20 protein-coding genes, 1 tRNA gene, 1 other RNA gene and 1 pseudogene are annotated in these 22,436 nt (G+C 61.9%); 14 read left to right on the forward strand and 9 right to left on the reverse strand.

The features are described from left to right. The first annotated feature begins 36 nt into the window (after positions 1-36). The 5 genes from ftsE to H4V99_RS05040 all read left to right on the forward strand — a co-directional run bounded on the left by ftsE (position 37) and on the right by H4V99_RS05040 (position 4,910). Positions 37-1,092 (forward strand): cell division ATP-binding protein FtsE, encoded by a 1,056-nt coding sequence (gene ftsE / locus H4V99_RS05020; RefSeq protein WP_280676081.1) that lies wholly within the window; start codon positions 37-39, stop codon positions 1,090-1,092. Continuing rightward, entirely contained in the window at positions 1,089-2,003 is a 915-nt protein-coding gene (gene ftsX, locus H4V99_RS05025; RefSeq protein WP_280676082.1) for a permease-like cell division protein FtsX, read from the forward strand. The genes ftsE and ftsX overlap by 4 nt, the downstream gene beginning before the upstream one ends. A 72-nt stretch (positions 2,004-2,075) precedes the next feature. Then, entirely contained in the window at positions 2,076-2,552 is a 477-nt protein-coding gene (gene smpB, locus H4V99_RS05030; protein WP_280676084.1) for an SsrA-binding protein SmpB, read from the forward strand. An 85-nt stretch (positions 2,553-2,637) separates the two neighbouring features. Continuing rightward, positions 2,638-3,022: a transfer-messenger RNA gene (ssrA, locus tag H4V99_RS05035) on the forward strand. Positions 3,023-3,182: 160 nt separating this feature from the next. Further along, positions 3,183-4,910 (forward strand): SulP family inorganic anion transporter, encoded by a 1,728-nt coding sequence (locus H4V99_RS05040; RefSeq protein ID WP_280676086.1) that lies wholly within the window; start codon positions 3,183-3,185, stop codon positions 4,908-4,910. 25 nt (positions 4,911-4,935) lie between these two features. On the opposite strand, the gene H4V99_RS05045 is transcribed toward H4V99_RS05040, so the two are convergent. The 3 genes from H4V99_RS05045 to H4V99_RS05055 form a co-directional block, all read right to left on the reverse strand. Then, positions 4,936-6,450 carry a CYTH and CHAD domain-containing protein gene (locus H4V99_RS05045; RefSeq protein WP_280676088.1) on the reverse strand — a complete coding sequence of 505 codons (1,515 nt, stop codon included), beginning with the start codon at positions 6,448-6,450 and terminating at the stop codon, positions 4,936-4,938. A 62-nt stretch (positions 6,451-6,512) separates the two neighbouring features. Next, positions 6,513-7,685: a globin domain-containing protein gene (locus H4V99_RS05050; protein WP_280676090.1), complete on the reverse strand. Its 1,173-nt coding sequence runs from the start codon at positions 7,683-7,685 to the stop codon at positions 6,513-6,515. Positions 7,686-7,788: 103 nt separating this feature from the next. Further along, positions 7,789-8,241: an Rrf2 family transcriptional regulator gene (locus tag H4V99_RS05055; protein ID WP_280676091.1), complete on the reverse strand. Its 453-nt coding sequence runs from the start codon at positions 8,239-8,241 to the stop codon at positions 7,789-7,791. Between the two features lie 55 nt (positions 8,242-8,296). Here H4V99_RS05055 and H4V99_RS05060 point away from each other — a divergent pair, with 55 nt between their 5' ends. Then, positions 8,297-9,013, forward strand: coding sequence for a TRIC cation channel family protein (locus H4V99_RS05060; protein ID WP_280676093.1), 717 nt, complete (start codon positions 8,297-8,299; stop codon positions 9,011-9,013). 6 nt (positions 9,014-9,019) lie between these two features. Here the strand turns inward: H4V99_RS05060 and H4V99_RS05065 are convergent, their stop codons facing one another. Further along, entirely contained in the window at positions 9,020-9,838 is an 819-nt protein-coding gene (locus H4V99_RS05065; RefSeq protein ID WP_280676095.1) for an inositol monophosphatase family protein, read from the reverse strand. Between the two features lie 140 nt (positions 9,839-9,978). On the opposite strand from H4V99_RS05065, the gene H4V99_RS05070 reads away from it, so the two are divergent. Then, a tRNA-Lys gene (locus H4V99_RS05070) sits at positions 9,979-10,054 on the forward strand. Between the two features lie 159 nt (positions 10,055-10,213). Here the strand turns inward: H4V99_RS05070 and H4V99_RS05075 are convergent. Further along, the gene (locus H4V99_RS05075) at positions 10,214-11,443 is read right to left on the reverse strand and encodes a site-specific integrase (protein WP_280676097.1); all 1,230 of its coding nucleotides are present in this window, start codon (positions 11,441-11,443) and stop codon (positions 10,214-10,216) included. Then, on the reverse strand, positions 11,443-11,667 hold the full coding sequence (locus H4V99_RS05080; RefSeq protein WP_280676099.1) for a helix-turn-helix domain-containing protein: 225 nt from the start codon (positions 11,665-11,667) through the stop codon (positions 11,443-11,445). Before H4V99_RS05080 ends, H4V99_RS05075 begins: the two co-directional genes overlap by 1 nt. Before the next feature lie 1,532 nt (positions 11,668-13,199). Between H4V99_RS05080 and H4V99_RS05085 the strand changes: the two genes are divergently transcribed. Beyond that, a complete protein-coding gene (locus H4V99_RS05085) occupies positions 13,200-13,445 on the forward strand; it encodes a hypothetical protein (protein WP_280676101.1) in 246 nt (81 codons plus the stop codon). A gap of 803 nt (positions 13,446-14,248) precedes the next feature. After that, positions 14,249-14,851: a hypothetical protein gene (locus tag H4V99_RS05090; protein ID WP_280676103.1), complete on the forward strand. Its 603-nt coding sequence runs from the start codon at positions 14,249-14,251 to the stop codon at positions 14,849-14,851. 362 nt (positions 14,852-15,213) lie between these two features. On the opposite strand, the gene H4V99_RS05095 is transcribed toward H4V99_RS05090, so the two are convergent. Together H4V99_RS05095 and H4V99_RS05100 are read right to left on the reverse strand one after the other, a co-directional pair. Further along, positions 15,214-16,410 carry a DUF4238 domain-containing protein gene (locus H4V99_RS05095; RefSeq protein ID WP_348522374.1) on the reverse strand — a complete coding sequence of 399 codons (1,197 nt, stop codon included), beginning with the start codon at positions 16,408-16,410 and terminating at the stop codon, positions 15,214-15,216. Between the two features lie 65 nt (positions 16,411-16,475). Then, positions 16,476-17,373, reverse strand: a pseudogene (locus H4V99_RS05100) (IS5 family transposase). A gap of 1,027 nt (positions 17,374-18,400) precedes the next feature. On the opposite strand from H4V99_RS05100, the gene H4V99_RS05105 reads away from it, so the two are divergent. Both H4V99_RS05105 and H4V99_RS05110 read left to right on the forward strand, forming a co-directional pair. Beyond that, a complete protein-coding gene (locus tag H4V99_RS05105; RefSeq protein WP_280676107.1) occupies positions 18,401-18,832 on the forward strand; it encodes a hypothetical protein in 432 nt (143 codons plus the stop codon). Between the two features lie 307 nt (positions 18,833-19,139). Then, the gene (locus H4V99_RS05110) at positions 19,140-19,445 is read left to right on the forward strand and encodes a hypothetical protein (protein ID WP_280676109.1); all 306 of its coding nucleotides are present in this window, start codon (positions 19,140-19,142) and stop codon (positions 19,443-19,445) included. 160 nt (positions 19,446-19,605) lie between these two features. Here the strand turns inward: H4V99_RS05110 and H4V99_RS05115 are convergent, their stop codons facing one another. Beyond that, positions 19,606-20,295: a hypothetical protein gene (locus H4V99_RS05115; RefSeq protein ID WP_280676111.1), complete on the reverse strand. Its 690-nt coding sequence runs from the start codon at positions 20,293-20,295 to the stop codon at positions 19,606-19,608. 208 nt (positions 20,296-20,503) lie between these two features. On the opposite strand from H4V99_RS05115, the gene H4V99_RS05120 reads away from it, so the two are divergent. The 3 genes from H4V99_RS05120 (at position 20,504) to H4V99_RS05130 (ending at position 22,281) form a co-directional block, all read left to right on the forward strand. Continuing rightward, positions 20,504-21,055, forward strand: a complete 552-nt coding sequence (locus H4V99_RS05120; protein WP_280676113.1) for a recombinase family protein — start codon at positions 20,504-20,506, stop codon at positions 21,053-21,055. Positions 21,056-21,335: 280 nt separating this feature from the next. Continuing rightward, a complete protein-coding gene (locus H4V99_RS05125) occupies positions 21,336-21,728 on the forward strand; it encodes a hypothetical protein (protein ID WP_280676115.1) in 393 nt (130 codons plus the stop codon). Continuing rightward, positions 21,721-22,281 carry a hypothetical protein gene (locus tag H4V99_RS05130; RefSeq protein WP_280676117.1) on the forward strand — a complete coding sequence of 187 codons (561 nt, stop codon included), beginning with the start codon at positions 21,721-21,723 and terminating at the stop codon, positions 22,279-22,281. Before H4V99_RS05125 ends, H4V99_RS05130 begins: the two co-directional genes overlap by 8 nt. The last annotated feature ends 155 nt before the right edge of the window (positions 22,282-22,436 follow it).

The following is a 22,436-nucleotide window of genomic DNA, read 5'->3' on the forward strand; positions in this document are numbered from 1 at the left end:
GCAAAACGGCGGTGCCCTGCCTAGGCTCAAATGGCTATGATTCGATTTGATCACATCACCAAGAAGTATCCCGGTACAACCCGACCGGCCCTGAACTCGATTGACGTCGAGATTCTGCGCGGCGAGTTCGTGTTCCTGGTGGGTGCGTCCGGCTCCGGTAAATCGAGCTGTCTGCGCCTGGTGCTGAAGGAAGAAAAGCCTACGAGTGGCAGCATTCATGTGCTCGGCCACGACCTGCGCTCCATTTCCAATCGCAAGGTGCCGTACTTTCGGCGCAACCTTGGTGTGGTGTTTCAGGACTTCCGTCTGCTGCCCAACAAGACGGTTTTCGACAACGTGGCGTTCAGCCTGCAGGTGATTGGGAAGTCTCGCGGCTTCATTCAGGAAGCCGTTCCCGACACGCTCAAGATGGTGGGACTGGCCGAGAAGGCTCAGCGTTTTCCGCACGAACTGTCGGGTGGTGAACAGCAGCGGGTGGCGATTGCCCGCGCCATCGTGAACAAGCCCCAAATTTTGCTGGCCGATGAGCCCACCGGAAACCTCGACCCCACCACGAGTGCGGAGATCATGGCACTGCTCGCGAGCATCAACGCGGGCGGGACCACGGTGATCATGGCCACCCACGAGGCCGGCATCGTCGACCAGATGCAGCGCCGGGTGATTGAACTTGTCAATGGCACGATCGTGCGTGACGAGCGTCAGGGTGGGTACGCCACGGCATCCATCCCCATCGTTCCCGGTGTGACGCAGCCCCTGCCGCCGACAGCCAGCGCCACCAAGGTGACGGCACCGATTCCCTCGGCCCCGACGGCGGCCGCCCCGGTGCCCTCCCGCGAGGCGATGTTCTTTCCCCCCGCACCCCCGGTAACACCGGCACCCACGGCACCCACGGCACCCACGGCACTCCCAGCTCCGCCCGCCGCTGCGACCGAACCTCAGGACGATGCCGCTGCCCCCATGACGCGACCGATTCTGCCGGTCACCCAGCACGATGCACCCGAACAGCTCACGCTCGCCGAAAAACTCGGGCTTCGTGCCCCGGGTGAGAAACCCGACCAAACTGGCGAGCAGAACGTGGGCCCCACCCGATGAGACTTGCACTCGTACTCTCCGAGGCCGCGAACGGCCTTCGGCGCAACGCTTCCATGGTGGTTTCGGTCGTGCTCGTCACGTTCATTTCGCTCACCTTCGTGGGCGCCGCGATCCTCATGCAGATGCAGATCGGCCAGATGAAAAACTTCTGGTACGAAAAGGCCCAGGTAGGCATCTACATGTGCACCGACGTCTCGTCGGGTGAGACCTGCACGGGTGGCGAAGCCACGCCGGAGCAGATTAGTGCCGTGGAGACCCAGCTCACCTCGGCCACCCTGACCCCGTTCGTGGATCGCTACTACTTCGAAACCCATGAGCAGGCGTTTGAGAATTTCCAGGAGCAGTTCAAGGGCAACCCGGTGGCCGACTACGTCACCGCTGACCAGCTGAACGAAACCTTCTGGGTGAACCTGATCGATCCCTCGCAGTCCGATGTGCTCGTGGAGAGTCTGTCAGGGCAGGCCGGCGTCGAGAACGTGGCTGATCAGCGCAAGTACCTCGATCAGATCTTCTCGGTGCTCAACGTGGCGAGTTACACCGCCATCGGGATCGCGGGACTCATGCTGGTGGCGGCCGCGCTGTTGATTGCCACCACCATCCGCTTGTCAGCCTTCTCGAGGCGCCGCGAGCTCGGAATCATGCGGCTCGTGGGGGCATCCAACAGGTTCATCCAAACCCCCTTCATTCTTGAAGGCGTCTTTGCGGCGCTTCTGGGTTCGTTGCTGGCCGGCGGCGCCATCGTGGGCATCGTGCACTTCTTCGTGCAGGGGTACCTCGGGGCGCGGCTCAGCGGCTTTGCCCTGGTGGGTATGGAGGATGCGGTGCTGGTCGTGCCTATTCTGCTGGTGGTCGGGGCGGTGTTGGCGGCCTTCTCGGCCAACTTTGCCATCACGCGCTACCTCAAGGTCTAGCCCCCAGCCTGCCCGCGCTAGACTGATGGGCTGCCCCGCACAAAGCCGGGTGGTCTAAGTATTGGAGAAACTGTGCCCCGGGAAAGTGGCGAGAAGGTCGTAGCGTCTAACCGCAAGGCGCGCCACGACTATGCAATCAGTGACACCTACGAGGCCGGAATGGTCTTGAGTGGCACCGAGGTGAAGTCCCTGCGCGCCGGTCGAGCCTCGCTCATCGACGGCTATGCCTTCATTGAGGGCGGCGAGATGTGGCTGGATGCTGTGCACATTCCCGAGTACGCGGCGGGCACCTGGACAAACCATCCGCCGCGCCGCAAGCGCAAGCTCCTGCTGCACAAGCAGGAGATCGTGAAGATCAGCCACAAGACAAAAGAGGGTGGCTACACCCTCATTCCGCTGCGCATCTACTTTCTCAACGGTCGGGCCAAGGTGGAGATCGCCGTGGCCAAGGGTAAGAAAGAGTACGACAAGCGGCAGACGTTGCGCGAGCGTCAGGACAAACGTGAGTCCGATCGCGCCATGTCTGCCCGCCGCAACCTGGGTGACTAGGTGGTGTCCCTGCCGGGCCTGATGTAAACTGATGTCTACGGCAGAAGTTTGGTAATTCAACAGCGTGTGACAACCACCCCATCATGGGGATGATCGGTTTCGACATTGTTTGCGCAATTATGAGAAGCGGGTCGAGGATGCAGGGTTATCTCGTAAACGACCTCTGCAAAACAATAAGTGCCAAATCAAACAGCACTGACGCGCGTTCCGCTTTCGCCCTCGCGGCCTAAGTAGAACCACTAAGCGTCCGTCAGACTGGGAATGCTCTCTACCCAGATCCTGACGCCATTTAGAGAGATTGCTTCTACATTGAGCCACGGGGTGTAGAGGGACTTAAACGAAGGCTGGGCCTGTCGGAGTAGATGCCAGTGGCAAATTCCGGGGCCGAGAAAGCGATTTCACTGGATACACCCGTAGAAGGCATATGACCACAACAGTGGACCGGGGTTCAATTCCCCGCATCTCCACCACCGGGTGGTTGTCACACGCAGTTGAAGAACCGCCGTTCACACAGGCCCGGAACCATTTGGTTCCGGGCCTGTGCTGGTTAGGGCCTGTGCTGGTTAGGGCCTGTGTGTTTCGGCCACTCTTGGGTATGGTGGGCGCAGTGACGCGCCGGGAGGGAGCCAGTTGGGCAGCACGCGGCTCCGACGATGGCTGCCGGGAATCCACACGGCATCCACGTACCGGCGCGCGTGGCTGGTTCCCGATTTGCGTGCCGGTGTTGTGCTCACGACACTCCTTATTCCGGTGGGCATCGGCTATGCCGAGGTGGCCGGGCTTCCGCCCGCGGCGGGGCTCTACGCCACAATCATCCCTCTGCTGGCCTACGCCATCTTCGGTCCCTCGCGCATCCTCGTGCTGGGGCCGGATTCCGCCTTGGCGCCGATCATTGCCGTGGCCATTCTTCCGCTCGCCCTCGGTGACGGCGACAAAGCCGTGGCCCTGGCGGGACTGCTCGCCATCATGGTGGGCGTCATCCTGCTGGTGGGCGGGGTTTTTCGGCTCGGATTCGTGACCGATCTGCTTTCCAAGCCCATTCGGGTGGGCTATCTCAATGCTCTCGCGCTGCTCGTGATCATGTCTCAGCTGCCCGCGCTTCTGGGGTTTTCCGTGTCGGCCGATTCCCCGATGGGTGATGCCGTCGGCATCGTTTCCGGTATCGCGTCCGGCGAAGTGGATCTCACGGCGACGCTCATCGGGGTGGGAGCGTTGGCGGTGATTGTGCTCTTGTCGTGGTTCAAGTCGCGAGTGCCGGGTATCCTCGTCGCGGTTGTGGGGGCCACTGCGATCACGGCCATTCTGGGCCTGCAAAATGACCTCCCCGTGGTGGGCGCTCTGCCGCAGGGCATTGCCGCACCCGCGCTCGGTGGCCTGGTCTGGGCCGACGTGGTGTCCCTCATCGTGCCGGCCTTTGGAATCGCCCTCATCGCCTTTGCCGATACCGCCGTGATTTCGCGCACCTTCGCGGCGCGACGGGGCGAGAGTGTGAACGGCAGCGAGGAAATGTCCGCTATCGGCCTCTCCAATATTGCCGGTGGGCTGCTGGGCGGCTTTCCCATTTCTGCCTCGTCCTCGCGCACTCCCGTGGCCGAACAGGCCGGGGCGCGTTCGCAACTGACGAACGTGGTCGGGGCGCTCCTCATCGTGGCGTTCATGCTGCTCGCCCCGGGAGTGACGGCCTACCTGCCGTCGGCGGCCATCGCGGCGGTCGTGATCGTCGCCGCGGCCGGACTGATTGATGCTCGCGGCTTCATCGCACTCGTCAGAATGAACAAAATGGATGCCGCATTATCCCTCGCGGCCTTTGCCGGCGTTCTCGCCGTGGGAGTCATTCAGGGCATCGTGGTGGCCATCGTCCTGTCCCTCGGTGCGTTTATCAGCCACGCCTGGCGGCCCTACCGGGCCGAACTCGGACGCATCACCGGCCTCCGTGGATACCACGATCTGTCCCGGCATCCGGAGGGTGAACGACTGCCGGGCATCGTGATTGTGCGCTTCGATGCCCCGCTCTTCTTCGCGAATGGTGGTCTGTTCGACGACTTCGTGCGGGCCACGGTCGCCGCGGCGGGGAGCGGCATCCACTCGGTGATCGTTGCGGCCGAGCCCATTACCGAGATTGACACGACCGCCGTGGAGGAGCTTCTCGAACTGGACGATTTTCTGGCGTCCCGCGGCATCACCCTCCTGTTTGCAGAAATGAAGGGCCCGGTGAAGGACAAGCTCCACGAGTACGGACTGAGCAGCCGGTTTTCTCCGGACCGCTTCCCGAGCACGGTGGGCGAAGCCGTGGACGAGCTCACCGGGACCCTGCGCGGAGACCTGGATGGCACGGTGTGGGACGACGAGACGTCCTGAGGATACACAGGACGTTCGACCGGGCTCACTCGGGGCGGGAAAATGCCTTCCAGGCGAGGTGAAAGCGCGCCACGGCATCCGCTGCCCGCTGTTGCTCTCGGGCATGCAAACGCCCGTAGCTGAAGGTGTTTTCACCGTTGAGAAAGGCCGCCACGGTGACGCGCTCGAGCAACAGCTCCCGGGCCACCACGCTGTCCTGGTGCTCACCCAGAATGATCTGCACCTTCTGGGCGTCGGACACGAGGCGCTTGGCAGTTTTGCGCTGCACGGGAAGAGCGGTCTCGGCGGCGTAGCGCAGGCGCTTGGCGGCCTTCCGCACCTCGTGCAGGGCCAGATCGTGGGGGTGCGGCTCCGACGCCTGCGCGGCAACACGCACCGCGCTGCGTACGCGCTTCCACTCCTGCTCGAGCAGTTCTGGCACCACCTTGCGGGCCGAGCGGTAGGCCAGGTTGGTGAAGCGCGGTGCCGACAGCAGCGTGTCGAGATCGTCGAGCAGCCGAAAGTAGCGGATGCCGTCCAGCGCCGCGGCGAGATTGTGCTCGGCGTTCTCGGTGAGGGCGTCAAACTGGCTGGACACTCGCTGCACGACAGGCCCGAGCAGCAGCTCGGCCGGTTCCGTCGCAATGAGCTTCAGCAGTCGGTCCTCCTGCACATGCTCGTCGCGGGCAATACCGAGCAAACCGGCGAGCCAACGCAGCTCATCCCGCAGTCGCTCCGTATCGGCCTCGTCGGAGAGCAGCGGCGAATATGTGGCCAACGCCGAGCGCAGGCGGCGCGTGGCCACCCGCATCTTGTGCACGGCGTCGACGTCGTTCTGTCGCACTCCGGGGTCATGCTCCGCGATCACGCGCAGCTGCTCATGCACGTAGGCGAGCAGCACGCTGGCGGCCGCCCCCGAGGGCGTTGGCACGGGTGCGGCGGTTGGCTCGGCGGGAAAACGGTCCCCGAGGGCTCGCCCCAGCTTGGAGGCGTGACCCGAGGGGCGGATGCCGGCAGTCGCCATCAGTTCCTGACTCGCGTCGAGCAGTGCCAGGGGCCCGTCCACGAGTTCGATCTCCCACTCGCGCCAGGACGAATGCTGCGGTTCGGGCTGCAACCGGTCGGCCTCGACGCGGTCGTCGCAGACGTCGGCGAGGGCTTCACCGTCGACGCCGCGCAGGCGGTGCACGATGCGCCGGGTGCGCAGCAGCGCGATCGCCACGAGGGGGCGATCGCGCACATGCACGCGCACCAGTCGGGCGAGAGACTCGGGAACGGTCGTGGACGAGCCGGTGAGCGGAGCGTGAATCTCCCGGCGTTCACTGGCGGTCACCGGCAGCTTGAGGTGCCAGCCAGCATCGTCACCACCGGCTCGACGCCGCAGGGTGATGTGGTGGGCCGCCAAAACAAACGTGTCGGTGTCGAAGTACACGGCCTCCAGATGGTGCTCCACCGGGCGTTCCACACCCTTCACACCCGGCAGATCTTGCAGCCGCGGCAGCTTCGATTGCTCGTCAACGTCAAACTTGAGTTCAATCTCACGACCGGTCGAAGTGTCCACACGTCACCTTAGCGCGGGCCTGCGAACACACGAAGGCTGGCGCGCCCACCCAGGAACACTCCCTACGCAGCGGTTCCCGCGAGCCACAGGTCCGGTCCAAAGACTTCGTAGTGGATGCGTTGAGCCGGCACTCCCGATGCCAGCGCCTGCGAACGGATCGCGCGCATGAAGGGCAGTGGACCACACAGGTACATGGATGCGTGTGCGGGGATATCTACTCCATCAAGGCTCATGAATCCGGCGTGCGACCCTGCCGTGGGTTCCTCGAGCCAGAGCTGCAGTGTGGCATCTTTCAGCTTCGCAACATCGGTGCTCATCTGGTGTCGGAGCGCCCAGCGCTCAAGGGTGCTCTCGGCGTGAAGGACGAGGACCTCGCGCGTCGAGTTCGTGTCGGCAAGTGAGCGCAGAATCGACGCGCTCGGAGTACAGCCGATGCCGGCAGAGGCGAGAATGAGCGGGCCGTCGTCCTCGGTGAGGGTGACGTCGCCGCAGGGGTGCGAGAGTGTGAGCTGGTCGCCCACCTGAACGTCGCGGTGCAGGGCGGGGGAGACCTCGCCATCGGCATCACGTTTGGCCGTGAACACCCGCACGTCGGTGCCGGTGCCTGCCGAGAGTGTGTACTGACGCACCTGACGGATGCCGTCGGGCATCACCACCGTTACGCCCACGTATTGGCCGGGCTTCGACGCCGATACCGGGGTATCGTCGGCGGGAACGAGGGTAAACGTCATCGCATCCGTGCCGGCGGGCTCCTTGCTGGTGACGATCCACGGGGCAAGCGCCTGCGGGCTCGCGAGTCCGGCGTAGAGACCGTTTTCTTGCTTGATGAGCGCGTGGGCCATGAGCCAGTACACCTCGGTCCAGGCCTCCGCGATCTCGCTGGTGATCACGTCGCTCAGCTCGTCGGCGATGCCTTCTAACAGGTACTGATACACAACGTCGTACTGTTCAGGGCGGATGCCGAGCGACACGTGCTTGTGCGCGATGCGGGAGAGCATGACCTCGGGGGCGCTCTCGGGGTTCTGCAGCAGGTGGGTGGCGAACATGGCCACGCTGGCGGCGAGAGCCTGCTGCTGCGTGCCGTTCTTCTGATTGGAGCGACTGAACAGCCCGTCGAACAGCTCAGGGTGCGCCGTGAGCATGCGGTGGTAGAAATTCTTGGCGATGGCGGGCATCCGCTCGCTCACCACCGGGAGGGTGGCTTCGATGATGGGGACCGACTGAACGGAAAGCATAGGAACTCCTTTGAGTGGGGACACTGTCCCGGGGTGTTCCTAAAAATAGCATTTGATATGCCGCATTTATTGCAATGTTCTACAAATTGTAGAAAACAGGGTCTTAAGACCCGGTGGGTCGGGACAGGAGGGTTACGGGGACCGGTCCGGAGGCGCGGCGCGGCGCTACGTCGGCAATGAGCAGGTCGTCGAGCTCCCCATAAAAGGCCTCGCGCGCCCGACGCAGAGCGCCCCGCAGGCCGCAGCCCACGATCAGCGGGCACGGGCCGGTGTGGGTTTCGCAGCTGGCCAGATCGAGGCGAGTGTCGAGTTGGCGCAACAGCCAACCCACGGTGGCCGTTCTGCCGAGGGCGCTGATCTGAACACCGCCGGTACGCCCGCGCACCACCTCGATCAGGCCGAGTTCGCGCAAGCGGATGATGGCCTTCGTCACGTGGTTGTACGGGGTGCCGATTGCGTCCGAGAGGGCTCGGCTCGTGACCAGATGCGGGGTGGTTTCCGTCGCCAGCAGCATGACCACCCGCAGGCAGACATCCGAAAAGGCGGTGATTCTCATGTCCTCAGACTACGACCGAGCGCACCGCACCCGAGAATGCGGGAGAATGACTTAAGTGACGTTGGACTCAGAGGCGATATTCGAGGTAATCCGTTTTGTCGACCTCGCCGGAGTTCTCGCCAATGCCATTCTTGGTGGTGTGGCGGCACGGTCTGCTCGCCTCGACATTGTGGGATTCGTTGTTCTGGCCATCATGTCGGGCCTCGGTGGTGGCATTATTCGCGACACCCTGTTGCAGCAGGGCCCGCCCGCCGCCCTGACCGACTCGGCTTACCTCATCACGGCCGTTGTCGGTGGCGTGATTGCGTACTTCGTGACGTTCAACGGGCGGTGGTCCCGGCGTGCTCTTCTGCTGCTCGACGCCCTCGCTGTGGGCTGCTGGTCGGCTGTGGGTGCGCAGAAAGCTCTCGAAGCGGATTTGGGCTGGCTGCCGGCCATTCTGCTCGGGATCACCACCGCTGTGGGTGGCGGAATGGTGCGCGATGTGATGCTGCTCAAGGTGCCCACCGTCTTCGGCGGCAACACGCTCTATGCCACGAGCGCGGTGCTGGCGAGCACCGAGATGGTGATTATGAGCAAGCTCGGTTTCGTCGCCCTCGGAACGGCCGTGGCTATTCTGAGCGGTGCCGCGCTCTCGCTGCTCGCGCGGCGCTACGGGTGGGTGCTGCCCACCGGGTATGCGCTCCGAATTCCCAAGCCCATCTTTCTGATCAACCCGCGGGCCTGGCGGGAACGCCGCCGGAGCGCCAAGCGGCGCGCCGACCTCGAGTAGGCCCGCCTACGGGTTGAGAACGGCGAGCGTGGCCGCATGCAGCAGGCCGTTGGTGGCCAGTGCGCTGCCGTGCCAGACGCCCGGCTCGCCGCTTACGGACGTGAACACGCCGCCGGCTTCCTGCACGATCGGCGCGAGCGCTGCCATGTCGTACGGTTTCAGGTCGAATTCTCCCGCAATGTCGAGGTGTCCCTCGGCGAGCAGCATGTAGGACCACATATCGCCGTAGGCCCGCGTGCGCCACACCTGCCGGGTGAGGCTCACCAGGGCGTCGAGCTGTCCCGCCTGGTCCCACTGCTGAATGCTGTTGTAACTCACGGATGCCTCGGCGAGCGAATCCACGCCCGACACGCGCAGCCGGGTGGGCGCGGCGTGCGGCGTGCGTTCGTCGCTGGACCACGCGCCGTGTCCGAGACTTGCCCACCAGCGTTTGCCGAGCGCGGGGGAGCTCACCACTCCGACCACGGGAACGCCGTCCACCGCGAGGGAGATGAGTGTGGCCCAGATCGGGATGCCGCGCATGAATCCGGCGGTGCCGTCGATCGGGTCGATGATCCACTGGCGCACGGTGGAACCCTCGGTGCCGAACTCTTCGCCGAGAATACCGTCGGTGGGGCGGTGAGTGGCGAGCAACGCGCGAAGTTCCCGCTCCACGGCCTGGTCGGCATCCGTCACCGGCGTGCGGTCAGGCTTTGTGGTCACCACCAGATCGAGCGCGGTGAAGCGCGCGCGCGAGATGGTGTCGGCGGCATCGGCCAGCGCCAGAGCCAGCTCGAGATCCTGCGCTACGGAGAAGGAATGGGGGGAGTTTTGCGTGTCGGTCACGCTCTCAAGAATAGTAATGTCGAACGCGGACACGCGGAGGGTGCCTCGATTGGCGCCAAGTCCTTTCTGGGTGTTAGGGTTGAACGTTCCCGCAGGTCGCACTGCTGAAATATGCAGTGATAGCATCGCAGAAACATTACGCACCTCTAGCTCAATTGGCAGAGCAACTGACTCTTAATCAGTGGGTTCCCGGTTCAAGTCCGGGGGGGTGCACCAAGAAATGCCGTCTCATCAGGGGTTTACTGCCCATGAAATGAGACTTGACTCCAAGTAGATATCCTAAACTCACGTGTTACTCACGCGAATGCTTTGAGGCTGTAACAGAGAAAGACCCCCGTCCAATTGGACGGGGGTCTTTTGTTTTGCCTTTTGCAATCAAGCCGTTATGGCTTTCGGCATGAGGTTGTTGAGTGCGCCTGCGCCGGTGTCATCGACAGTGTTGATGTATTTGACATAGTGCGCGTAGAGCACAGCGGTTCCGTGCCCATGCCCCAAATATTTCGCGGCGTACTCAGGCGAGACCTCTGCGGCAAGAATCGTACCGACTGTGCGTCGCAAAGCGTGCGGAGTGATTTGGTTCAGGTCTTCAACGTCACCGGTTCCACGAATGCGACGCCAGGACCGTCGAAGGTTTGCCGGCCCGACGATTCCGCCGGTGCGCGTCGTCAGCAGGAGGTGGTCGGGACCACCGTCGGCCGTTTCTTCCATCAGCTGTTCGATGACTGCCGCGGCGAAGTTGGAAATCGGAACTGTGCGAACGGAAGATTCCGTCTTAGGGTGCGCCTGACGGAAGATAGAGCCCTTATCCGGCTCGATAATCGTTCCTTGCACGGTAAGAGTCCATGGCGCGCCTTCCCCTTGGGGCCGTTTCACGTCCCGGCGTCGCAGGGCGCCAACCTCACCAATACGGAGACCGGAACCGAGCGCGATTCTGAGCACACGCCCGAGTCGACCATCGGGTCGCGGTCCGCGCCGACCAGGGGCCGTGTTCCATGCATCAACCGCGCCGAGCATGCGGTCAATCTGTGGCATCGTCAAAATTAGGATTTCGTACTCGCGTGCTGGTGGCACGAATGCTGAGGGCATGAAATTGACGGGGACAGCCTGGTGCCCGACGGCGAGTTTGAGCATGGCGCTTAGAAGGATGCGGGCGCGGTCAGCTTCCGACGGAGCTTTTTCCGCCAGCTCCATGAGGAACGCATCGACTACAGGAATCTCGAGGTCACCGACGGCGAGCTCGCCGAGGCCCGTCTCCTTATTGAGAATGTGGTTGCGCATGGTGCTTTCGTAGCGTGCCATGCTCTGTGGCCCGGCCTTCTTTTCGGCACGCTTTCGGCGCATCATCAATTCCGCCAGCTTCGAAACAGTGTCGAGCGCGCCAATTTTGACGCTGGTGCCGAGTGCTTTCTTAATGTCTGTGCCAGTGAGAACGGCGTTGAGGTTCTCGAGAACCTCGCCTTTCGTTTCACCGCCGCGGGTAATCTGGCGAACTTTCCCCGTGCGTGCGTCGCAGTAATTCACCTTGGAAACGTGCCAGCCGCTGCCCTCTTTGGAAGACGTGGATATTTTCCCCCACTTACCGGGCTTCAGCTTCGCGCGGGCCATTATGCGGCCACCGCAACGGTCATCTTGGCGGCCAAGCTCAGTGCCCAGCTGTCGAGTGTTGCCTGGTGGTATCGAACGGCCGAGCCGAGCTTGAGTGACTGGGGCCCCGTTCCTGCCGATCGCCAGTTTCTTAGAGTTTTTGGCTTTAGGCCAAATCGGGCGGCTGCCTGAGCCTCGGTGAGGAACGGGGAGAGTTCCTGTGTGGGGGTAGTGGTCATGGTCATGAGCTGTCTTTCAGTTTGTCCGGGACCTGCAGGGTTACTGGTTCCGCCTAGTACTTGCGCGGACCGCGCCGCACTTTCCGAAAAACTGATTTATTTTTAGAGTAAAGCCCTGATCAGTCCACTAATAGCAAAGCACGACTGGATGTCATCCCGGGCGTGTCGTTGTTCACAGGTACGGCTCCCGAATCCTGCTCGGCCCATTGATCCTGCCGGCGTCGTCGAGCTGACCCAGCCTCTTAAGAGCGATCAGAAGGTGCGCCGGTGTCGCTCCAGCCTCCAAAATGAGGACGTTGCCCGTAATAGTGATGCGCGTCGAGCGTGACCTGGCCGATCCCGCCGACTGTATGAGCAGCAAGGGAACTGCACACGTCCAAGCACCGGTGCCGCTCGGCGCCCGCCCGCGCTTGCTTGCACGGAGCCGGTCACGCTCCCATGCCGGCGCCGAAGCCTCATCCCAATCACCTGCCAAAATAGCGGCATCGATAAGGCCTGCCTGAGTCGCCATGCACGCTCCATGCAGAAACCCGTCCCGGAGTTCGTGCCGGGCGGCCTGGGTTGCTTCCGCGTAACCGGTGATCAATCCGGCCAATAAGTCGTCTGTGGAGCCGACCCACAGAGCGCCGTCGGTCAGCATGCCAGAGCAGTGGTACAGAGAGGTGTTCACGGGTGGGTCATGCGCGGCAGCGGCGCGCTGCGACGGGTTGCCCGCCAGTATTATCAGAAATACAGATTCAATTTTGGGGAAACCTGCCGCTCATTCCACAGCGAGCCGTCATTGTCGTCTCAGGCACGATCACTAACCAGCTCATGGCCGAGTTCGACCGGCGGTAGTGTGATGAGCGCCAGTGAGTTCAGGCGGCGGCTTTAGCGGTCCTTGGCCGCAGAGCAGCGGGAAGCGATTTCTCAGGGTGGATCATGTCGTAGACGACGAACTCAGTCCCGAACTCTTGGAGTCAATCAACCTGATGCTCGCCGGGAGAGTGTCTGAGATCGGGCAAAGGGTTGTCCCGACTCGCCCCATTCACATGCCCGGCGTCGAGCATTCCTAGCTGTGCCAAAGCGAATGAGCTGGCGTTCCGGATTGGAGCACGAGCACGTTTCCTTTTACGGTGATCCGAGTGGCACGGGAACGTGCGGCCCCGGGAGCCTGCACCAAAACAAGCGGGACGACGCAGTCCCAAACGCCACCGCTGGGCGCTCGCCCCGCTTTGCTCGCTCGAAGACGATCCCGCTCCCACGTTGGCGCCGTAGCCTCGTCCCAATCCCCAGTCTCAACTGCGGCGTCGATGAGCCCCGCCTGGGCTGCCGTAGCAGCCTCGAGCAGGTACTCATGCCGACGATCACCGCGGGATGAAGGGGCGGCCTCTGCGTATCCGGGGATGAGCCCCATCACCAGTTTCTCCGTCGAGTCCGCAATCCAGAGCTCACCATTGTGGGTCAGTAAGCCTGTCGCGTAATACAGGGATGAGGAAGTCTTCATGGGGGAGTCATGCGCGGCAGATAGTCGGAGCGATGCCGCGCATGCATCCTGCATGAATGACGAGCAACGCCCGCCGCGTCGGCCTGGCAAATACACGACTAATCGAGCCGTGACCGTGACCGCCGAAACACCGGAAGGCGTCATTGACGGATCAGAATGGGGGGACGGGGAGCCACGGTATGGACTCACACAGGCCTGGGTCACCCGCCAGCAGATCGCAGACCTGGTCGAGGGTCGCGTCCTCGCTATCGACTTCGGTCAAGAATATGTCGTCACAATCTGCTTACTGCCCGAGTGACACCCTGCCCGGCCGCTGCAGCCGCTCACTGACGGGCCCAGCAGGCACGGAACACTGGCCAGCCGGCCGAAACGCACATTCGTGCATGCCGCGTGCAGCTATGAGAGGCCATGGCAGCGACCGCACTGAGTCCCGCCGCAAGGGGTGGTGCTTACGTGAGACCGGGCCGATGAGACCCACTGCGCTGACCGGGCAATCCACGGACCGTTACGCCTCGAACTTGCGGCACGCAAACGACATCGGAATCGGTCGGTCTTTGGGTCATCAAATTGCCCGGAGCCTCCAGCGTCGAGTGGCCTGGTCCGAAAACTGCCTAGATCAGGGATGTCCTGCTCATGCTCCCTCAACAACCGAAGACGCTCCATGCCGGCGACGACCTCGGGGTCTTCATTACCAGGTAGGTCTTCGTTAGATAGCCCGAGCTCATCGATCATCATCTGCACCCCTCCACCAACTCTCAGAACAGAAATGTATCCCACCTGTATCAAGCCGTCCATGGTGACGTTGGGTTGCTGTCGGCCTGGTCATCGAGTCGCGCGGCGGACCGGGGGAGTGTCGAGCAGGTACCCATGCTGCGGGGGTTCCGTTGAGGTCGCCGGCGACTGCTGGACTGACAGTCTTGAAAGTTCACCTTCGGTGCACGACCAAGCCGCGAATGTGAAAGACGTGCAGCAGTCCATTGTCGGGGTGGCGTTCATCAAGTTGGTTGGCGATAGCCGGGCGACGGTCTTCGGGCCTGGAAGAAAAATCGCCGTAATCGGCAAGGCAAGCCATAGGATTAGCGTGAGCAGATTGGAGGGGTGATGAATACTGACAAGTCCAAGTTCTGGCAGGTCCAGGTCGACATGCCTAAGAACGACAAGGACGGAAACGCCATCTCCCCGGACTCGTGGAGTTCAGGCGGTGCCAGGAACGCTGACGGGTCCCTCATCATGCAATACAGCAACCCGAGGGTTCTGGGATCTGCGGGCGAACCTCAATCCGACCGCGGATTCGACGAGCGGTCGAGCCGTAAGAACTCCGCGCTGCGTAGACGCGAATATGATGCCGAAGAGCGCCGGCGGGAAGACAACAGAGTCATGGCCGGGTTTCTCAGGGACGAGATCGTGATTCCATTAATGCGCAACGTCCTTCTTCCGGCGGCGGCGAAGTGGTGGGACACCACGTTGAGGCCCGAAGGCAAACGGTTCGCGCAGCGTGTCTTCCGTCCGAAGTCGGGCTCTCCCGAGTCGTCTCAGGAGAGCGGAGATACGACTATTGCGGCCGACGCTGCCGATTCGCTCGCAACCTCACGGCCCGTCACCGACCACCTCACTGAAGCATCTGCTGTCCAAGAGCACATAGCGGGCGCGGCGATCGCTGAAGTGATCCAGATCGATCAATATCAGAACCGTCGGTCCGCCTAGCCACTTCACGCGAGTGTCGATTGCGGCACAACCGTCGGTACCCGAATCAATCCTTTCAAGCGTCTGCTGACAGAACGACCAGGTACGGTCGTGTCAGCGGTCGGTTCCGCCAGTCAGACTAGCGGCGGGACCTCTGCATAAAGGCGTCCCACGCGTGGCCAGAGCGCGTCCCTATTGCCCGCGGAGGGATGCCAGCTCGATAGGGCTACTTCTCAGCCTTTTGACGGGCCACCCTGGCATTCTGTTCGGAATTGACTCGTCGGGTTCTTCCTCTGCGGACTCAGCGTCATAGTCCTCCACACGGCACCAGCGCTCTGACCGGGTACGCACGTGCACACGCTCGTTATGCGTTTCCCGTGCCGTCAGATCACAGCCTCTTCCGAGTCCAACCCGAACCACGGGGCACCAGTGAACTGCATGTCGGCACCGCTCATCGACACATTCACTAGCTGCGGCCCATGCAGGTCCTTCGGCACGAACCGAGCGTCATCCGGGTGCCGGTAGAGGTACTCGCTCGCATTCAAAGCCGTGTGCTCGTTGAACAGCTTCTCCATTGCTGTCGTGCCAACCTCCCTATGGTCGGCCTGGCCCTTACTGACTGCATCCCAGATCTTCCCGATGCGAGGGTCGTCCGGCGAGAGATTTTCGATTGCCACCATTGGGTCACTCATCAGCAAACCGAGCTTTCGCGTGAGGGGGAAAGCAATTCCCCAAGCCGTTGCAAAGCCCACTCCGTCGTGTGGGGCGTCCTTCGCGTCCCGGATGAGCGTGACAGGTGAATCTCCCGTGATGAGTGACCGATTAGTGAAACTGACCAGCGTCCACGGGCGTGCAGTGATGTATGGCAGCATCTCCAAGGCCATCTCCATCATGTGCTGAATATGCGCCCAGTTGGAAAGCGTGATCGGTGGACCGCCCACTCGCGTTGCCTCATTCCACAGGCGCTGCGCCTGCGCTTCGTTCGGCTCGAAACCAAGGTTCTTCTTCGCCCACGCCGCGATGTTCTTGCGCCCACCCGCGCCGACCTCAAGGCGAACCATTTGCCTTTGAATCATCTCGATAGTGCGCCGAGTGTCCGGGCCACGCACGGCCTGCAGGGAGATGAAATATGCCAGCGTCCACCGATCGGCCTCGGACAGTGGGAGCTTGGCCCCTGCCTCAAGCTTGCGGATGACGGTCAACGCCGCACCCTCGATTTCGGACAGGACATCCTCGAACTTATCCGGCTGGTCAAGTCCTTCGATGCGGTGGAAATGGTTCTGGGCAGCCACGTTGCGAACAATCGTGGTGAAGGGCTCTGTGTCACCCGGCAGCTTAATGGCCGTCACGCGTTCCTTCTCGGTTGCGAATCCCCGCAAGTACGCCTGCGGTACGTAGTGGTGTAGCTTCTTGGTTTCTCCCATGCTCGAATCCTGACAGGCCCAGCCAACAGGACGAGCCAAACCTATCTCTGTGGATAGCGGCACCAGAACTCCACAGCGGGGGGCATACGCTCGCGGTACCACTCCCGTGCCGCTAGATGGCAGCCTGAAGTCGCCTAGATACGCGTCATACGGCATCACCCTTCGGCCATGCCTAAGGGTTGGACACACGAAGGCAAAACAGCACACCAACCACTTGTGTACTAGGGCGTGTCTCCCAACGCCTTGGCCCAGATGATTATGGCTCTAAGGACAACCCCGCCGCGGTAGGTGAGGGCGAGCTTGTCGTAGCGGGTGGCGATGCCACGCCACTGCTTGAGTGCCTCGAAACACCGCTCGATGACGTTGCGGCGTTTGTAGGACACCTTGTCAAAAGTGGGAGGGCGGCCGCCGGCTTGGCCACGTCGTTTCCGGTTGGCGACCTGGTTCGATCGTTCCGGGATCACGGCTTGAATGCCGCGGTCCCGGAGCATCTTCCGATTGGCTTTGGACGAATACGCTTTGTCACCCATCGCTCGATCCGGCGTCGTGCGGGGCCGACCCCCGGCGAGCCGAGGCACTCGCAGGCTCCCTAAGACTTCGGGGAACATCGGTGAGTCACCGCCCTGCCCCGGTCCCAGCAGAATTACCAACGGTCGAAGATTCGCGTCGCACAACGCGTGAATCTTCGTCGTCAATCCGCCGCGTGACCGGCCAATTGCGTGGTCAGCAGGCTCGGTGAGCAGATTCGTGTAGTTCTGAAGTTCCCCCTGTGGTGCGCGGGAGATTGGTGCCGTGCTGGTGGGCGCGGTTGACCGTGGAGTCCACGGACACCTCCCAATCAATCAGTCCAGCAGCGTCAGCCTGCGAGAGTAGCCGGGTCATAATGGCGTCCCACGTACCGTCGCCACTGAAACGTCGGTGGCGTTTCCAGACGGTCTGCCACGGACCGAACGATTCCGGCAGATCTCGCCAGGGAATTCCCGCCCGATACCGATAGATGATGCCTTCCAGAATGCGGCGGTGGTCTTGGAATGGACGACCCGGGCAATTCTTCGACGACGGCATCAACGGCTCGAGGCGAGCCCACTCACTGTCAGACAACACGGCAGCACGAGACATGGATTAAGTCTGTCAGACAGGCCCGGCAGCATTAAGAGACACGCCCTAGGCGCCCTACGAAGGTGTCGACGAAATAGCGAGCGTCAGAAGGACAATGAAAGCCCCATAGTAGGCAATCTCCTTGCCGAGCAAGTCAAGGATTTTCCATCGGGCGCTTGGCTGGCCATGTGCGAGAAACCGGAGGCCGGCCCCAATCGATAGGAAAAATAGGTTGATGGTCCGAATTAGATCGGGAAGCGCCCATCCCGCAAAGAGCAAAAGTAGTGTAAACGACATGACGCCCGCTGCGCCGTACAAAACAAGATGAGCTCTCCTGCTGTAGTGGGCTTCCACGCGCGGCAGCCCAATCCGAGTGAAAAGCGTCTCTGTTCGACCCTCCTCTTTTGGCTCGGGTATGGATGGCGCGACATCCCCTACTGTATTTTCGCCTGCTTCTGCCGTGTTGTGCCTGGCGGGCTCCTGACTTTCCCCAGGGGGCAAACCTCTATCTCGTTGAGCATCCATTGTCTTGATTATGGTGGAATGCCGTCGGGTTGCATACCCAGATCATGCGCGGCGGTTTTCGGTTTTGCGCCGCCAGTGCCGCGCATGACCCAAGCATGAGAATCCCGCCCACCTACGATCGCACGCACCCGGTGCCGCCCGGCTCTCGGCCGACGTACTGGAGCCTGCGGCCGATCTGGGTAGTCGACAACCTCGATCGTCTCCGCGGCCCGAGCTCCGGCGTCGTCAACCCAGCTCTCCAGATACAGTGGTCAAACCGACGCCGCGTCCACCTTGACGACCGCCAGTAAGTCAGAGAGTGGTCCGCCGCAATCCTTCGCGAGAGCGTCAGCGACCAGGGCTTGGAGGAGCTGTTGAATCGCGAACTGCTGGTCGAGATGTGGCCGGAACTGATCCTGCCCGGCAGGGTGCGCGAGGTCTGGGAGGAGCTGCTCAGCGAACTTAGATGATCTGAACGTGGGGGAGGCGAGAGGGTTTGCCTTGGCGCGGCCGAAAATAGCAGGGTGCCGCGCATGAATCGACTATGACTCTCTCACCAACAATCGACTCCCTCGCCCTGCTCGACAGCGATTATGACCCGCGGCTTGTGGAGCTACTGGATGAAATGCCACTCGGGCCTGTTCTCTGGTGGGAAGCCGACCACACGGTTGCGCGCCAAGCCGCCTGGTCGGTTGGCTTCCTCCACGACCTGATCGCCGTAGTCGATGCCGCCACGGGTTTTCCCTACGCCGTGATCGGCGACGCTCGCAGCGGCCGGTGGATGCAGGTTTTCGGCACGACGGAATCAGGTTTCGTGGTGGAGATCGCCATGAGCGGAGTGGAGAAGATGGGTGTCATGGGGAGGGTAGGCGGTCGTGCAACGCCCACCAAAGTTCACGGCTGTGACACGCACGTCGAATGCAAGCTCCACCAAGTGCTGCAGCGAGATGCTGCCCACGCGGCTCTTGAGAGCTAAGTACTCAGGGGCGCCTACCCGGAAGGGTATGCGGTTGAAAGCGCGGCCTACTGACCCACACGAGGAAGCCGTGAGGCGTGGCGGTCTGTACGTGCCCATATTCAGCACGAGTGAGCGAAATGGTGCCCGGATCTCGACTCGACCGAAAATCGCCACTCTCAGAGTCGTGTCTGTTTCCGTCAGGTGCCGCGCATGTACTTCTTGAGGAAACCAACCGGCTCTCTCACCTTCCAACTCGGCGGGCCTCTGAACGGGGTTCACCCCGGTCGCTTGAGGCGGATGCCACTCTCACAAGAATCGAAAAGCCATGAAGCAGAAAACCCGCAACCTTGCCGTCCGTGTGCTCCTGACTAGGAGCGTCCTTGATGACATAAAGAACTGGGACTACCCGACAGCCAGCTCCGACGGAACACTTGACGTGCTCGGTATCGCCGGACCTGCCACTCTCCACGCCCTGCGCAACCCAGGCAGCCACGTTCCGTTCCGTGTCCGTGCACTACGTGGCCGCGGTTCGGCGAAGAGAATTGAGTCCGTCGATCTCTTGCTCGTCGCAGCCCCATTCGATCACACCGGGACAATGTGTGTCACGGTCATGTTCGGCGCAGACTACTGACATCAAGAACTAGGCGGGGAAACGAATCGGACGGCACCTGGTCGTTCAATTTCGTTGAACGGTCGGATCGACGTCACCGCCTATCCGGAGATCGGGCATCCGACCCTTGAGAATGATGTAAGCACGCGATCAGGGAGCTTGCGATGCACGCCGAAGGCGGCTAGTTCAGCCCTGTCGGTAGCTTCCCAATTCCGTCCAGATGACGGTAGTCGGAGAAGATCGCACGGAGGATCTGACGGTTCGTGAGCGTCGCCATCTGGTCATCAGGCAACTCGGCACGCATGGTTTGTATGAGATGACTGAAAGCGTTCCATAGTCGACCCTTCTGCTCGTCACTGTTCTCACTGTCGTCGCCACGTTGATCCTGCTCCGCGCGAATCACACCGGCTTCGATGTCCCAGGCCTCGAGTGCTTGGACAACCGCGGCCGAACCCCAGAGGACAGCTCGGCCGCGATCCGCCGCCATCGTCTCCAAGTCGCCTATCCGTGCGAACTGTTGGACCGCCGATATGGCGATTTTGTCGTAGTAGGTGGCTCGAATCCGCCAGACTTCGAAATTTCGGTCGTTTGCGCGCTTGGTTGCCTCGGCCGCATTGTCGATTTCGCGCTGCTTCCTCCAACTGACGACCGCGGTCAGCGCGACGCTGCCAGCCAGCGCACCTACAAGAAGGGATGCCCCTGCCGGCGCAAGGGTAGCGGGCCAGTTCGTCAGTGCAGGGAAGTCCTCAAACGCCGGGATGCTTCCGACCAAAATAGCGAACCCGAGCAATGCTGCGCCTCCAGCCACCCAGTAAAGCCCTTGTTTGATCCGCTCTTGGCCGTTGTCGTCATTTCGATCTCTCACAGTCATGACCGTAACCCAAACGCCGAGTTGCGGTGCCCCTACGAGGATGCACAGGGCTTGGTCAACCCGGCTTTACGTGTGGCGACTCGTTTCGCAAACGGTCGATTCTGAGAATCCGGGAGCCCGTGTCACAGGTGCCGCGCATGCTGTCTCAGACCCCGTGGCCGAAATCGTTTCGTCTCAGAACCTGCGGACTACCTTTCTGGAGCATTGAATGGCGAACATCGGGTACATCCGGGTCAGCACCCCGGAACAGACGCCGGCACTGCAGTCTGACGCGCTGGCCACTGCTGGCGTCACTAAGACATACTCCGACCTCGGGGTATCGGGTTCGCTCGCCAGCCGCCCACAACTCGACGCGCTGCTCGAGTATGTCCGGGATGGTGACGTCGTGGTCGTCTGGAAGCTCGACCGCCTAGGGCGGAACACCCGGCACACCCTCACCCTGCTCGCCACGCTCGCCGAACGAGGTGTCGGCTTCCGGTCGCTCACCGAAGGCCTCGACTCGACCGGCCCGATGGGACGCGCCATGATCACGATCATCGCGGCGTTCGCCGAGCTGGAGCGCGACATGATTCGTGAGCGCACCGTCGCTGGCCTGGCTGCGGCGAAGGCGCGCGGCCGTGTCGGAGGCAGACCGCGCGCGCTGTCGTCGGCGAAGATCGAGTTTGCGAAGATGCTTCGCTTGGAAGGACACGGCGCCCAGGCGATCGCGGACGAGCTTGGCGTGAGCCGGGCATCTATATACAGGGCCCTGGCTGGCTAGCCCAAGGCCACGCGGCAGCGCCTATGGGAAATGTGCGTTCGATGTGGTGATGATCTCGCTTGCCCCGAAGCCCATGTGGCGAAGGACTCACCCGGTAGCCTTGCCCTACTGAGTCGGGAAACCCCGGACCTGACAAGGAACGGATTATGTGATCGAGTCAATCACTCAATGGCTTCCTTTGGTCTCCGTCGTCATTGCATGTGTTTCATTGCTGATAGCGGTTTTCAACCGCAGGACTTCTGCTTTGGCGCTGAGGATCAGCCAGCGACAGGACGACCGGATGACGGCAAAGCTCGAGACATCGGTACTCGATACCTCTCGCCGGCAAGTGGGTTCAATTGCCTGGATCGGTGTGCACCTTCTAGCGGTCAACCGGAGCGACCGCGCAGGGGCACTCGTGAGCGCCCGACTGGAGGTGACGTACCGTGTCGAAGGGGCGCCCATAGTTGCACAAATCCCGACCACAACAACCGACACCTTCGAGAAATTTGGAAACTCGTTGATTCTGCCCCTTGCCCTTCCAGCCAACGGAGCAGCCAAAGGCTGGATAACTTTCGCGTGCCCAGCCGGCCTCATCCCGTCACCCGTTGATCGCTATGAGGTCAAGATCGTGGACAGTCGTGGGCTTGTGGAAGCGATGGATATCTGGGCACTACGGAGCACAGTTGGGTAATTTGAACCCGCGTCGGCAGAGCGTTGATCCATCTGACGTCACCCCAGTTGTCTCTGATGCTGCTTTGGCGACGAACATCGTGGAAGGCGCACTAGTGCCGGTCCTTGTCTTGGATACGTCCGTGCGGCCAGACTTGACGGAACTCATCCGCATCCATCAGCACATCGATGCCGGCGACATAGTCTTTGCGTGGGCTGCCAACGGCGACAATGTACAGCTCTTAATCGATTTCCTCCGGCCGGTCGAAGCAAGCGCGGTGATCCCGCTGTCAATCGAACGGCAAGCCATCCTTGTCGACATGATGCTCCAAGCGAAAGCAGTGTACCTGCAGGCGGGGAAACCCGGTGAGCGATTCCGCGACCATTTCTCTGACCCCAGAGTCCTTGTCGAGTTGCCTCATACCGGGATGGAAAAGTTATGGGACAACAAATTCCTACGCCAGATGGAAAAGGTCTTTCGGTCGCGAGGCCTGCGTCGGGCGGACGCTTCACAAGCGGCTTCAACCGCCCTCGTCGACCTTCGGAAGCTCACGACAATTCGGATCCAGAGCTGAGCCGCCCGCCTGGGAAGTCTGCGATGCAATTCGTCTCCAGGCGATCCCCGGTGGATCCGATTAGCGCTGAGGCGCAACTGGTGACGCAAAGGCGTGTCCGGTAGTCACTGTAGTCTGAAAGACTTGCCTGAAATCGAGAGAAGGTAGCCAGTGGG

The sequence above is a fragment of the Cryobacterium sp. CG_9.6 genome, from assembly GCF_029893365.1.
Classification (GTDB): domain Bacteria; phylum Actinomycetota; class Actinomycetes; order Actinomycetales; family Microbacteriaceae; genus Cryobacterium.